Annotated in this window: 16 protein-coding genes; 6 read left to right on the plus strand and 10 right to left on the minus strand. The window is 28.0% G+C overall.

The window, feature by feature from the left end:
• Window positions 1–31: 31 nt before the first annotated feature.
• Window positions 32–610: an HAD-IIB family hydrolase gene (locus NQ543_RS08085; protein ID WP_083784262.1), complete on the minus strand. Its 579-nt coding sequence runs from the start codon at window positions 608–610 to the stop codon at window positions 32–34.
• Window positions 611–656: 46 nt separating this feature from the next.
• On the opposite strand from NQ543_RS08085, the gene NQ543_RS08090 reads away from it, so the two are divergent.
• The 3 genes from NQ543_RS08090 to NQ543_RS08100 all read left to right on the plus strand — a co-directional run bounded on the left by NQ543_RS08090 (window position 657) and on the right by NQ543_RS08100 (window position 1,879).
• A complete protein-coding gene (locus NQ543_RS08090) occupies window positions 657–938 on the plus strand; it encodes a transposase (RefSeq protein WP_004608772.1) in 282 nt (93 codons plus the stop codon).
• A gap of 127 nt (window positions 939–1,065) precedes the next feature.
• Window positions 1,066–1,410, plus strand: coding sequence for an IS3 family transposase (locus tag NQ543_RS08095; protein WP_004608773.1), 345 nt, complete (start codon window positions 1,066–1,068; stop codon window positions 1,408–1,410).
• Between the two features lie 10 nt (window positions 1,411–1,420).
• Complete coding sequence (locus NQ543_RS08100; protein ID WP_230197276.1) at window positions 1,421–1,879, plus strand: DDE-type integrase/transposase/recombinase; 459 nt, start codon at window positions 1,421–1,423, stop codon at window positions 1,877–1,879.
• A gap of 15 nt (window positions 1,880–1,894) precedes the next feature.
• On the opposite strand, the gene NQ543_RS08105 is transcribed toward NQ543_RS08100, so the two are convergent.
• The 3 genes from NQ543_RS08105 to NQ543_RS08115 all read right to left on the minus strand — a co-directional run bounded on the left by NQ543_RS08105 (window position 1,895) and on the right by NQ543_RS08115 (window position 5,364).
• Window positions 1,895–2,155, minus strand: coding sequence for an HAD family hydrolase (locus tag NQ543_RS08105; protein ID WP_004608775.1), 261 nt, complete (start codon window positions 2,153–2,155; stop codon window positions 1,895–1,897).
• A 97-nt stretch (window positions 2,156–2,252) separates the two neighbouring features.
• Window positions 2,253–2,939: a fructose-6-phosphate aldolase gene (locus tag NQ543_RS08110; RefSeq protein WP_039903442.1), complete on the minus strand. Its 687-nt coding sequence runs from the start codon at window positions 2,937–2,939 to the stop codon at window positions 2,253–2,255.
• A 13-nt stretch (window positions 2,940–2,952) separates the two neighbouring features.
• Window positions 2,953–5,364, minus strand: coding sequence for a glycyl radical protein (locus NQ543_RS08115; RefSeq protein ID WP_004608777.1), 2,412 nt, complete (start codon window positions 5,362–5,364; stop codon window positions 2,953–2,955).
• A 183-nt stretch (window positions 5,365–5,547) separates the two neighbouring features.
• On the opposite strand from NQ543_RS08115, the gene NQ543_RS08120 reads away from it, so the two are divergent.
• A complete protein-coding gene (locus tag NQ543_RS08120; protein ID WP_004608778.1) occupies window positions 5,548–6,444 on the plus strand; it encodes a glycyl-radical enzyme activating protein in 897 nt (298 codons plus the stop codon).
• Window positions 6,445–6,449: 5 nt separating this feature from the next.
• Here the strand turns inward: NQ543_RS08120 and NQ543_RS08125 are convergent, their stop codons facing one another.
• The 3 genes from NQ543_RS08125 to NQ543_RS08135 form a co-directional block, all read right to left on the minus strand.
• The gene (locus NQ543_RS08125) at window positions 6,450–7,199 is read right to left on the minus strand and encodes a DeoR/GlpR family DNA-binding transcription regulator (RefSeq protein WP_004608779.1); all 750 of its coding nucleotides are present in this window, start codon (window positions 7,197–7,199) and stop codon (window positions 6,450–6,452) included.
• A 179-nt stretch (window positions 7,200–7,378) separates the two neighbouring features.
• On the minus strand, window positions 7,379–9,058 hold the full coding sequence (locus NQ543_RS08130) for an IS1634 family transposase (protein WP_148344880.1): 1,680 nt from the start codon (window positions 9,056–9,058) through the stop codon (window positions 7,379–7,381).
• Window positions 9,059–9,181: 123 nt separating this feature from the next.
• Window positions 9,182–9,373 (minus strand): DeoR family transcriptional regulator, encoded by a 192-nt coding sequence (locus tag NQ543_RS08135; protein WP_004608781.1) that lies wholly within the window; start codon window positions 9,371–9,373, stop codon window positions 9,182–9,184.
• Window positions 9,374–9,503: 130 nt separating this feature from the next.
• Between NQ543_RS08135 and NQ543_RS08140 the strand changes: the two genes are divergently transcribed.
• Together NQ543_RS08140 and NQ543_RS08145 are read left to right on the plus strand one after the other, a co-directional pair.
• Window positions 9,504–10,424, plus strand: coding sequence for a DUF1848 domain-containing protein (locus NQ543_RS08140; RefSeq protein WP_004608782.1), 921 nt, complete (start codon window positions 9,504–9,506; stop codon window positions 10,422–10,424).
• 186 nt (window positions 10,425–10,610) lie between these two features.
• Entirely contained in the window at window positions 10,611–11,072 is a 462-nt protein-coding gene (locus NQ543_RS08145; protein ID WP_039903450.1) for a TspO/MBR family protein, read from the plus strand.
• A gap of 59 nt (window positions 11,073–11,131) precedes the next feature.
• On the opposite strand, the gene NQ543_RS08150 is transcribed toward NQ543_RS08145, so the two are convergent.
• From NQ543_RS08150 to NQ543_RS08160, 3 genes are all read right to left on the minus strand, one after another.
• Window positions 11,132–11,566 carry a hypothetical protein gene (locus NQ543_RS08150; RefSeq protein ID WP_004608784.1) on the minus strand — a complete coding sequence of 145 codons (435 nt, stop codon included), beginning with the start codon at window positions 11,564–11,566 and terminating at the stop codon, window positions 11,132–11,134.
• A 146-nt stretch (window positions 11,567–11,712) separates the two neighbouring features.
• Window positions 11,713–12,198, minus strand: coding sequence for a flavodoxin (locus tag NQ543_RS08155; protein WP_039903542.1), 486 nt, complete (start codon window positions 12,196–12,198; stop codon window positions 11,713–11,715).
• A 14-nt stretch (window positions 12,199–12,212) separates the two neighbouring features.
• Entirely contained in the window at window positions 12,213–12,935 is a 723-nt protein-coding gene (locus NQ543_RS08160; RefSeq protein WP_039903545.1) for a RibD family protein, read from the minus strand.
• Window positions 12,936–12,946: the final 11 nt, after the last annotated feature.

The raw sequence follows: 12,946 nt of genomic DNA on the forward strand, positions 1-12,946 counted from the left end.
TATTAATAATACCGTGATTTCAGCACGGTATTTATTTTAATATGATATTTTGTTTTAAAAGTGCATCATAGATTCCATCATGATCATTATCAAGCGTATGCAAACTAATTTCCTCTTTCAATTTTTCAGGAGCATTATCCATAAGATAACCATAATGAACCATCTTTAACATTTTTGCATCATTATAATTATCACCAAATGCAATTGTATCATCAAGCGCAATATCCCATTGCTTACACAACCTCTTAACTGCTGTCGCTTTAGAAATTCCATCAGCCATAATTTCTAATAAAATGTCAGATGATTTTACAATAGAACAATCTAAAAAAGTTTCTTTCAGTTTTTGTTCAATTTGCAAAATTTGATTTGGATTACATATACAAAGAATTTTATGAACTTCATCTTTATCTATTGTATCAAGATTTCCTTGTATTGCCTGTACTTTTACAATATTTTCTTCTCTTATTATACGTTTATCACTTTTATCTTTTACAATCCATTGATCAAAAGAATAAATTCCCCAAGCTAAATCAAAATTATTTTCTTCAATAAACATTATAATTTCTCTTATTTTTGCTTTATCAATTCCTTTATGAAAAAGAATGTTGATGCTAGAATAAAAACTGTACCAGTTAAATGGAAGAACTAGCTAGTATATGATACAATGTCATAAGCTTAAATCAAAAATAGAAAAGGGGTATATGATGATGACTAAACCAACATTTACAGATGAATTTAAACAGGGAGTTGTTCAATATGTTTTAGAACATCCTGATGAATCTAAAGTAGCTATAGCTAAACAGTTTGGTATTGCTGATAGCACTGTTCATAAATGGCTTAAAGATGCCAGTAGTAATGACGGCGTAATTAATTCAAGAGGAAGCGGTAATTATTCAAGTGATGAAGCTAAAGAAATTGCCAGATTAAAAAAGAACTGAAAGATACACAGGATGCTTTAGAAGTCCTAAAAAAGGCTATTGGCATACTGGGCAATTAACTAAGCAGGATCTTTATAAAAGGATAAAAGAAAAATCTAAAAAAGATAAACAGACTTCAGTTACCGGTATGCTAAAAAAATTACAACTGAGTAAATCAGGATATTATGAATATTTGAAAAGAAAACCATGTAAACGAAAAATCAGAAAAGCTAGAATCACAGAAAGAATCAAGAAGATCTATAAGGATTCAAAAGAAATATATGGAGCTCCTAAAATAACTGAAATACTAAAAAAAGAGGGAGAAAAAATAAGTGAAAAATATGTAGGAAACATAATGAGGGAAAACAATATTAAAGCTCATTATATCAAACCATATACAATAACAACAAAAGACTGTGATTTTTCAAATAAACTAAAAAATATTCTAAACCGAGATTTTAATCCAAAAGCACCAAATCGCATGGTGTACTGATATAACATATATCTGGACAGCAGATGAAGAATTTGTATATTTAACCAGTATAATGGATCTCTATTCAAGAAAAATAATAGCATGGACATTAAGCAAAACATTAGAAGTAGATGAAGTATTAAAATGTCTGGAAACAGCTAAAAAAAGAAGAAAAAGCGCAAAACCAATAGTAATCCATGCAGATTGCGGAGTGCACTATACATCGAAGAAATACAAAAGATTAACTAAGCAGATGAAAAGAAGCTATTCACAAAAAGGAACACCGTGGGATAATGCGTGTATAGAATCATATCATGCATTGATAAAAAGGGAATGGCTGAACAGATTTAAGATTATAAATTATAATCATGCATATAAGCTGGTATTTGAATACATAGAAGGATTTTATAATACAATAAGAGTACATTCACATTGTGATTATAAATCACCTAATGAATATGAGCATGATTATTTAATTAGTATCAATTAATTAAATTTCTTACATTTATGTAGTCCAAAATCTTGACATAGTACCAATGTCTCTATTTTCATCCATAATTAATGCCCCACTATATGCAATAATAGGTACATTGAATTGATATTCATCTAAAATTGGATAAATGCAAGAAGGACTTCGAGAAGATGTTATAACAAAAGGAATTTTTTGTTCTTTCAACTTTTTTATAGCTATCAATGTTAATGATGTAATTTCATGTTTAGAATTTAATAAAGTACCATCTATATCACTAAATACAATTTTCCCCATTTCTTTTTTTCCTTTCCAACAATTCTTAATATCTTAATAATACATCAATATTCAAATAATTTCTAATCATAATGCAAAAACGCACATAAGTGCGTTTTTAGTCTTTTAAATCACAGATTCCAATATTATCACCATACATTGCATACCAGTCTTGATTAAAATCATTTACAGCTTTTTCTATATTTGGATTAGCAAATATCTGTTTCAATACTTCTACTGGTACTGTTACTGCCTGAGCTCCATTATTTAAGGCATCTTTTACTTGTTGCACTCCTTTAAATGATGCTGCCACTATTTTACTTTCATAGCCATCCATCATAATTCGATTTGATAATTCAGCAATTAATTCAAATGGATCGGCTCCTAAGTTTCCAATTCGATTTACATATGGCGCAATATAATCCGCCTTTGCCTCTAAAGCCATATATGCCTGCATCAAATCATACACTGCAGTTGCCGTAACATTGATTCCTTCTGCTTTTAAAAGCTTGATAGCTTTGATTCCTTCATATGATACCGGTACTTTGATATATACTTTATCATCTACTTCTTTTAAGATACGATGCGCTTCTTTAATAATTGTATCACAGTCTGTAGAAATTACTTGAATATGTAAGCTTCTTTCTTGACCGATGATTTTTCTGATTTCTTTCATATGTTTAAAGAAATCTTGAGGATTAGTTTTTTTAACAATTGATGGATTGCTGGTTACTCCAACAATCGGTAAGTATTCAACTGCTTCTTTGATTTCTTCTAAATTTACTGTATCAATTATAAATTCCATTGTATTTCTCCTTTTATAATGTCTGTTCTGTTCTTTCAATAATATCATCTTGAGTAGCTTTTGATAAAACATTAAAGAATGCTGAATATCCTGCCACCCTTACAATTAAATCTTTATGTTTTTCAGGATGCTTTTGAGCATCAATTAATGTTTCTCTTGAAACTACATTATATTGAACATGATAGCCATCAAGACGATTGAAAAATGTTTTAATTAACATTTCCAATTTTTCCTTATTTTCATCATTTGCAAGTAATTGTGGCGTAACTTTTTGATTCAATAATACACCACCAGTAATTTCATGAGTTGGTAATTTAGAAACAGATTTAAATACTGCAGTTGGTCCATTTTTATCCATTGAATGAGCCGGTGAACATCCTTCAGCAAGAGGGCTACGAGCCTTACGTCCATCAGGTGTTGCCATAGTTGAAAAACCTTGTCCTACGTTTGCTGAAATACTTGAAGTACCAGCATAACGAATCCCACCAATTGGTCCTCTATTATAACGTGTATTTGGATATTTTTTCATTTCATCAATATAAACGTTATATACTTCAACAACTAAATTATCAACATAATCATCATCATTACCATATTTTGGGGCATCATTAATTAACATTTGTTGAATTTTTTGATTTTCTTCACTAGTAAAATTATCTTCTAGTGCATTATATAATTGTTCAGGAGTAATTTTCTTTTCTTCAAATACTAATTTTTTTATCGCCGCTAAACTATCAGCCATATTGGCGATTCCTACTTGTAAACCAGAAATAAAGTCATAAATTGCTCCACCTTCTTTAAGCGTTTTACCTCTACCAATACAATCTTGAACAAGAGCTGAACATAAAATATCCGGTACATCTCTTTCTAATGCTAAGTCAATAGCATTTTCTACAATTACACTCATTCTTGTTAATTTTCTAATCGTCATATTAATTGCATTCATTAATTCATCAAAAGATTTCATCTCTTTAAAATGTCCACAACCTTCAACAAAACGTTTATTAGAAGTAAGATCAATACCATCATTCATTACAATTAATAAAATTCTTGGGAAATTCATATAACTCATTCCTGTACAACGATATCCCCATTTACCAGGAACAGCAGTTTCAACACAACCAATTGCAGAATAATTATAAGCATCTTCTTCTTTAACACCTTTTTCAATAAATGAAGGAATAATAACTTCATCTGAATTAAATGCTGGCATACCAGTTCCTAATTTCATTACCTCAATTGCTTCATCTAAAAAAGCTTTAGGCATGTTACGGTGATATCGAACAGTTAGATTTGGTTGTGGTAATCTTGTTTGCGCAACTGATTTTAACACTAAATATGATAATTTATTTGTTGCATCTTTTTTATCAGGCGTTTGTCCACCAATTGTAACATTTTGATACATTGGACTTCCAGCACTACTAAAGGTATGAGCTTGACTCCTTACTTTATTAATTGTCATTGTTTTAATCCATAAGTTTGTAAGTAATTCTACTGCTTCATCATCAGTAATTAAGCCGTTATCAATGTCGTGTTGATAATATGGATAAATATATTGATCAAAGCGACCATATGATAGTGAGTGTCCATTTGATTCAATTTGTAAAATCAGTTGAATAAACCATGTAGATTGTAAAGCTTCTTGAAAAGTTTCAGCCGGATAATATGGTACTTTTTGACAAATTTGACTTATTTTTAATAACTCTTCTTTACGTTTACCAGTATGTTTATTAGCTAACTCTTTAGCTAATTTAGAAAAACGATTTGCATAAGTTTTAACCGCCTCAATTACAACTAATACTGCTTTATAAAACTGATATTTATCAATATTTTCACTAATACATAAATCCAAATTAGCCTTTAATTCTAAAACTCGTTTTTCATAACTAATTAATCCCTTTTTTAAAACTTCTTGATAATCAACTGCTAGATGAGCATCACCAGAATTTAATTTACCTTCCATTCCAAAAAAACCAGTTTCCATAAATACACTTACTTCTTCTGGAAGCAAGGCAGCACCTTTACTTCTTAAATTATTATTTTCCCAAAAAGGTGCAATTGAACGAATTGCTTCTTTAGTTTCTTCTCTAATATAAAAAACATCCCCATCACGTTTTTCAAATAAATCTAATTCATTAAGAACAAACTCTAAAGTATATTCAGGAAAAATCGGAGCATCACGATTAGAAGATGCCTGATTTCCAACAAGCAACGTTTCATCTTCAATATAAATAGACATTTTTTCTAAAATATTTTTTAACATCAAAGCTCGTTTCATAACTACTGGTTGATTTTGATTTTCTTGATAAGCCTCTGTTGCAAGCAATGCTCTTTGAGCACAAATATAGGGTTTTTTATCCAAAAGTTTTTCTCTAAATTCATTCATTCTTGGTGTTAATGTTCCAAAATGCGCTTGATTATTCATATGACTTCTCCTCTTCTTTTTATTTCATTTGAAAGTAATATTACTTTCATTATCTAATTAAATTATATATTTTTTTAATTTAAAGTCAATATATTTCATATATAAATAACAACTATTTCAAATGAAATTATTATTTTACTTTTGATAATCATCATGTTATGATGTAAACAAAGGAGCGATAATATGAATAAAGGAATCATCTTTAATATCCAAAAATTTAGTATTCATGATGGTCCGGGAATTAGAACAACCTTATTTTTTAAAGGTTGTCCTTTAAAATGTGCTTGGTGTTCTAATCCAGAATCACAGTTAGAAAAAGTACAGATTTTATATGATAAACATAAATGCCATCATTGTCTTACATGTATCAATACATGTAAATACCATGCAATTTCATTGATTGATAATCAAATTAAAATTGATTTTGATAAATGTGTCGGCTGTTTACAATGTGTATCTAGTTGTTTTAATAATGCTTTATCACATGAAGGTAAATACCAGGAAATTGATGAAATTGTTGATATTTGTTTACAAGATCAAGATTTTTATGAAGAATCTGGTGGTGGGGTTACCATTTCTGGTGGTGAAGGGATGGCTCAACCAAAATTTTTAAAAGAACTAGTAACTAAATTAAAGAAACATAATTTACATGTTGCCATTGAAACTACAGGTTATATTCAAAGTGATATTTTTAGGGAATTAGCTGTAATGTTTGATTTATTATTATTTGATGTTAAGCATTATGATACAAATAAGCACTATGAAGGTACCAAAGTACATAATGAATTAATTATTGATAATTTAACATGGGCCATTGATCACGGATTAACGCTATTACCAAGAATTCCTGTTATTCCTGATTTTAATGACTCTTTAAATGATGCTATTAATCTTAGTGAGCTTTTAATTAAAGTTAAAGCAAAAAAAGTTCAGTTATTGCCTTTCCATCAATTTGGTGAAAAAAAATACGAGCTTTTACAAAAAGAATATGCTTTAAAAAATAAAAAAGCCCTTTACCCAGAAGATTTAAAAGCATATCAAAAAATCTTCTTAGATAAAGGAATCGATTGTTTTTTTTAAATTCATTATTCAGCTTTAATTACCTTAATATTGCATTTATTCAAATAATCTTCAATTATACTAGGAATCTTATCATCTGTATAAACACAAGCAACTTTTTCAATTTCAATTAAATTAACAACACCCTTTTGGCTAAACTTGTCTGAATCAGTTACAATCATAACTTGTGACGCTTGTTTAGCCATATCTTTTACTGCTTCACTGCGCATATAATCATTACCAGTAAATCCCGTTTCAATTGTAAATCCATCTGTACCTATAAATAATTTATCCACAAAAAATGCTTCAACACATTTTCTAGTCAAAGGGCCAACCATTACTTGTGATTCATTTTGATACTCTCCACCAAGCAAAATAACTTTCACACTACCAATTTTTCTAATATAATCAGCAATAAATGCTGAATTAGTAATTAAAGTTACATCTTTTTTACTTCTTGCAATTTCCATAGCAACTAATGCACAACAAGAACCAGATTCAATCATAACTGTTTCACCATTTTCAATACTTTCTACAGCCAATTTAGCAATTTTCTGTTTTGTTTCATAGTGACGAGCTAAACGATTATTAATATCATCACTCTCATTTAATTTAGCATAACCATGTTCTCTGACAATAATTCCACTATTTTCTAAAATTACTAAATCTTTTCTAATTGTTACTTGTGATACATTTAATAATTCAGATAATTTAGTAACTTCCATCTTTTTATTTTTTGCAAGTAAATCTAAAATTTGTGATTGTCTTTTATTCATGTGATCACCCTTTCTTTTTATAAGAATAGCATATTTAATGTTACAATTACAATATTATTAAATTTCATTTGATATATTTAGAGATAACTTATATTACCTGACTTTGGTATCCAACATTAAAACATAGTGATAGTTTAAAAAAACAGCAGAAAATCAATTTGAGATTTCCTGCTATTTTTTTATATTTTGTAATTAAATATTTGTTTGATTTGTCTTTCTGTAAGGTAATAATTTGTTAAAGGTAAGTTTGTTATATTTTCAAAATCTTTTATAAAGTTACTTGATGAAGTGATGTTGATATACTTATTTTCACCTTTTACGGCTCTAAAGCTTCTTATGAATTTTATAATATCTGAAGTACTATATTTGTTGTCTAATATTTTAAATTGTAATATTCTTTCCAATAAGATAGAGAGGTAACAGATTAAGAAGTGTCCTTTAATTGTATTTTCTTTTTGTAAAAATACTGGTCTTGCATCTAAGTCGCTTTTCATTATTTTAAAGGATTCTTCTATTCTCCATAAATTATGATAAGTATTATATATATCTTGATCCTCCATTTTTATTTCTGATGTAACCAACAAATTGTATCCCGCAAATTGAAGCTCTTTTTCTATTATCGAATGATTAATCGTTGCTTTTGCCTTTTCTCCTTCATCATCTACGAATTGGACATATTTGCCTAAGTCTCCATATTCCGTACGTTTAGCTTGAGAATAACATAAAGCTTTTGCTTTTTCGATTTGTTTATTAATCTCATATTTTTTCTTAGAAGCTAATTTTGGATTATACGTTAAGAGTCTTTTTTCGGTTAAAGAGACAGTTTTCTTTTTGCCGTCTACTTCAATTGTATAAGGGAATTTATCAATACATGATTTATATTTGTATAATAATGTCCCATTATTACTTCTAACTTCTTGCCAGTCATCATTATCAAGCAAAACCCATATTTTTTCTTTTTCTGGTAATCCCTTTATTGATTTAGAAAAGAGATATCCATCTCCGTTTTCTTTAGAAAAAGCAATGTTTTGAGCACAGTTTAATCCTTTATCTGCCACATGGATGGTTTTACCATCTATGTGGTTTTTCTTTTTTAAATCATTGATGATATCACGTAATATTGGTTTTTCACTTTCATTACCTGGATAGAGCTTCATACCAATAGGTATTTGATTGGCATCAAGTAATAAACCCATTCCTACAATTGGATCTTTTCTGTTTTCTTTACTAGGACCTTTACGTCTAAAATCATCTTCTTTATCAATTTCAAAATAGAAATTTGTGCAGTCAAAATATGTTTTATCGGTATTGATTTTATATAGAGATTTAAGTTGTTCATTGAATATTTCAATGAACTTATGATAATCATTACCAATAAATTCAAGAGCATCTAATAATTGATCATATGAGTAATGAATAGGGTCTTTAAGTAGAGGAAGAACTTCATGAAAGGTCTTATATTTACTGCAAGGGCAAACCAGGCGAGCATAGATAAGAGATGATAAAATTTCATAAAGGTCATATTGAAATTGATGACCTAAATGAAAATAATTAACATTTTTTTGAATATTCATTTGATTCAAAAGTGAAACAAAAGGGAAATACCCAAGATAAAGTTCAGGAGAGACATTAGAGATTTTAGGTACATCCTCATTTTTACGAGAGTTATTGAGTTCATCTACCTGCTTTTGAAAATAAGCAATAGGATCATCGATACCTTTAGCTTTCCATGTTTCAACAGAAGCAAGAGATTTATAAGTACGGTGGGCAGCCCCACGTTTATCATGAGAATAAAAGCTTTCGACAATAGATAAATAAGTACGTCCTTTAAGAGTCGATTTTTTAAGGAAATACGCCATGAAAACACCTCCAAATAATATATCACTACTACCACTATGAATATTATATCCTAAAAAATAAATAAAAAAAATCAAAAACACTGAAAAAATCAGTATTTTTGATATTAAAATTGGACATAAGTTCTAAAGAAATGTAGTGATAGTTTCGAAAGACGGGTAACCATGTTCTCTGACAATAATTCCACTATTTTCTAAAATTACTAAATCTTTTCTAATTGTTACTTGTGATACATTTAATAATTCAGATAATTTAGTAACTTCCATCTTTTTATTTTTTGCAAGTAAATCTAAAATTTGTGATTGTCTTTTATTCATGTGATCACCCTTTCTTTTTATAAGAATAGCATATTTAATGTTACAATTACAATATTATTAAATTTCATTTGATATATTTAGAGATAACTTATATTATAATAATAACTATATTAATAAATGAGGGATGTAAATGATTTTACAAGTTTCTGGAAGAAGTGATATATGTGCATTATATCCAAAATGGTTTATTAATCGTTTAAAAGCTGGATATGTGTTAGTTAGAAATCCGTATAATAGTCAACAAGTAAGTTATGTTGAAATTAATCAAGATGTGGTTGATTGTATTGCTTTTTGTACTAAAGATCCAAAAGCAATTATACCGTATTTAAAAGAAATTGAACAAATGGGTTATCAGTATTTTTTTATGGTTACAATTACCCCTTATGATAAAGACATTGAACCAAATGTAAGATTGAAGTTAGAGATTATTAAAACATTTATTGAACTTAGTAATTTAATTGGAAAAAATCGAATAATTTGGCGCTATGATCCAATTTTATTAAATGAACGTTATACCATTAAATTTCATCTTCAAATGTTTAAAAAAATGTGTCAGCTTTTATATAAGTATACTAATACGGTAATAATTAGTTTTTTAGATATTTATAAAAATATTATTAATAAATTCAATGAATTAAATGATGATGATGTTTATTTATTAGCTGATCATTTAGGTAAAATTGCTAAAAAATATCATTTAGAAATTAAAACATGTAGTGAAAAGTATCATTTAGAACAATACGGTATTAAAAAAGGCAGTTGTTTAGAGAAAAGTTATATTGAAGAGTTAATTGGCTATCCTTTGAATATTAAAACTAATCAAAATCGTGCTAATTGTTCTTGTTTAGCCAGCATCGATATTGGTGCATATAGTTGTTGTAATCATGGCTGTTTATATTGTTATGCCTGTAATCATCAATTGGTTGCTAAAAATATGAAAAGTCATGATGAAAATAGTGAAATGCTATTAGGTTATTTAACTAGTCATGATAAAGTTATTAAGCGTAATGTTTCTTCTAATAAAGAAAACCAATTAAAATTTGATTTCTAAAATGTGATTAAAACAACATACTACAAAATATTTATAATATAACAATTAATTTAACAAAAATTTTATTATTTTCGATATCTCTTCTAAGAAAAATTATTATGTATCTTTTAAACTACTTTATATTTAAATTTCATTAGTTAGAATAAAAAATATTATTAAATCATAATGATAGTAAGGGGGGATTTTTTGAAAATTCAATGGAAAACTTTAGTTACATGTCTTATTATACCACTTGCAATCGGGATTATATCTGCACTTCTAACACGAAATAATATGGAAACTTTTGATTTAATTAATAAACCGTTTTTAGCTCCACCAAGTTGGCTGTTTCCAGTGGTTTGGACGATTCTATATATTCTCATGGGAATTGCATCATATCTAGTATTTATATCTAAAAAACCAAATAAAACTGCTTTAACTGTATATGGAATTCAACTTATATTTAATTTCTTTTGGTCGATTATCTTTTTCAATTTAGAATTATATTTATTTGCGTTTATTTGGCTTGTTTTATTATGGTTGTTGATTTTTAAAACAACTATTTTATTTTATCAAATATCAAAACCTGCTGGATATTTGATGATCCCATATTTATTATGGGTAACTTTTGCGGGATACTTAAATTTTTCCATCTATTTATTAAATTAAAAAAACAAAAAATAACCATCGATATTCCTTAGAATTTCAATGGTTGTTTTATTTTATACTTATAAAAAGCATCTAATATCAATAACAAGTTTTTCTTCAAGATTTATTAATCGCTTTGTAATATCCTTACTTATTTCATCAGCAGCTTTATATTGATTCAAATACTTATTAAGCGATTTTACTCCCATGTTACATCCATCTGTCATTAGATCGGCAATAGTTTCATCGGATTCATCCATAACTAATTTTACATTTGTTTTTATCCATGACATCCCTTTTGCCATTGGATTAGGTTCTTTTCCATCATCATGATATTTATCCAAAAGAACCTGAATTTCTTCTTTAAGTTTATCATGTCCATCTTTACAATTTACAAGATATTTAAAAAATGTCTTATCATGTACATAATCTAAAACATCATCAATAGATGCAACCCCCATTTTAATACCTGCATCGCATTCACGTAATAACTTTATTGTATCAGATTCAATCATTAATTATTTCCAACTCCTTTTGTATCTTAAAAAATTATTCCCATTTTTATAAACATTATTCTATTATTTTGTAAAATAAATTAATAGTACAAAAAAAAGCTATAAAGAATTTAGTTTAAAAAACTATTTCTTTACAGCCATATTATTTATATATTTAAACTATTTATCCAATTTAATATATCTTGATCACTCATATTACTTTTTAATAATTTACATGGTTTCCAATTTACTAAATCATTACATGATTGATGAAGAATTGAATCAGTTTTACCTACACCACTACCTCCTGATGTACAAAATGGAACAATTGTTTTATTTGAAAAATCGTAACTTTCTAAAAAAGTATTAATGATTGTTGGAGCAACATACCACCAAATTGGAAAACCAACAAAAATTACATCATATTCGTCCATATTTGTACAAGTATCCCCAATTTCTGGACGAGATGAAGCATCTTTCATTTCAATTGTACTGCGACTATTTTTATCCATCCAATTTAAATCAGCTGCAGTATATGGGATTTTCGGCTTAATTTCATATTCATCACCTTCTATTAATGAAGCAATACGATGACCAACATTTTTAGTAACTCCACTACATGAAAAATAACTAACTAATATTTTTTTCTCCATTTTTAATACCTCCATTAATTTTTTATAAGATAACGTAACCAAATACCACCATTTTCTAATACTTCAACATTTTTTAATTCAAAACCAACTGGTTTATCACTAGTTAAATCTTCTTTAGTTTCAAAAATTGAAGGTGATTGGCTGGCCCCATCAGCAACTGGCGCCATTACTAAACTTAATTCATCACATAATCCTGTTTGAATAAATGACCAGTTTAAAACACCTCCTCCACCTAACATTAATGTCTTTATATTAAATTTATGATATAGTTTTTCCATTAAAAGTTTATAATCCAACTCATCTTTTCCAACAATAACATATGAAATATTTAATTTTCTAAGCATTGCTTTATAAGCACTACTAGCTTTTTCAGTTAAAACCTCTAGTACATGAGCTGTAGTAGTTTCATATGTCAAAGTGTTACTTTGCCACCCTAATTTACCTAATGGATCAATAGATACATAATACATTGAATAATTACCATCTGCAATAAAATCACCTGATGGCACTATTGGTGCTGTCTTATCTAACTTAGGTTTACGATACATTGTAAAATTATCATCTGTTGTTACCCTTCCAGAAAGCCACCCTTGATGTTTATAATATGCATTTTTACCAAAAGCAATTTCATAAAATTGCTCACTAGGCTCATCACATTCTTTTGTATCCATATATTTTCCAACGATCTTTCCATCAAGTGACATTAACATATGACAAAATATATACGGTCTATCCATCATAATTTTAC

Origin of the sequence: Thomasclavelia spiroformis DSM 1552, assembly GCF_025149465.1 — a bacterium.
Lineage (GTDB): Bacteria > Bacillota_I > Bacilli_A > Erysipelotrichales > Coprobacillaceae > Thomasclavelia > Thomasclavelia spiroformis.

What these genes read in the sequence shown, in the direction of transcription:
- NQ543_RS08090 (WP_004608772.1), top strand. Translation starts at nt 657, where the DNA reads ATGATACAATGTCATAAGCTTAAATCAAAAATAGAAAAGGGGTATATG.
- NQ543_RS08095 (WP_004608773.1), top strand. Translation starts at nt 1,066, where the DNA reads ATGCTAAAAAAATTACAACTGAGTAAATCAGGATATTATGAATATTTG.
- NQ543_RS08105 (WP_004608775.1), bottom strand. Translation starts at nt 2,155, where the DNA reads ATGGGGAAAATTGTATTTAGTGATATAGATGGTACTTTATTAAATTCT.
- NQ543_RS08110 (WP_039903442.1), bottom strand. Translation starts at nt 2,939, where the DNA reads ATGGAATTTATAATTGATACAGTAAATTTAGAAGAAATCAAAGAAGCA.
- NQ543_RS08115 (WP_004608777.1), bottom strand. Translation starts at nt 5,364, where the DNA reads ATGAATAATCAAGCGCATTTTGGAACATTAACACCAAGAATGAATGAA.
- NQ543_RS08120 (WP_004608778.1), top strand. Translation starts at nt 5,548, where the DNA reads ATGAATAAAGGAATCATCTTTAATATCCAAAAATTTAGTATTCATGAT.
- NQ543_RS08125 (WP_004608779.1), bottom strand. Translation starts at nt 7,199, where the DNA reads ATGAATAAAAGACAATCACAAATTTTAGATTTACTTGCAAAAAATAAA.
- NQ543_RS08130 (WP_148344880.1), bottom strand. Translation starts at nt 9,058, where the DNA reads ATGGCGTATTTCCTTAAAAAATCGACTCTTAAAGGACGTACTTATTTA.
- NQ543_RS08135 (WP_004608781.1), bottom strand. Translation starts at nt 9,373, where the DNA reads ATGAATAAAAGACAATCACAAATTTTAGATTTACTTGCAAAAAATAAA.
- NQ543_RS08140 (WP_004608782.1), top strand. Translation starts at nt 9,504, where the DNA reads ATGATTTTACAAGTTTCTGGAAGAAGTGATATATGTGCATTATATCCA.
- NQ543_RS08150 (WP_004608784.1), bottom strand. Translation starts at nt 11,566, where the DNA reads ATGATTGAATCTGATACAATAAAGTTATTACGTGAATGCGATGCAGGT.
- NQ543_RS08155 (WP_039903542.1), bottom strand. Translation starts at nt 12,198, where the DNA reads ATGGAGAAAAAAATATTAGTTAGTTATTTTTCATGTAGTGGAGTTACT.
- NQ543_RS08160 (WP_039903545.1), bottom strand. Translation starts at nt 12,935, where the DNA reads ATGGATAGACCGTATATATTTTGTCATATGTTAATGTCACTTGATGGA.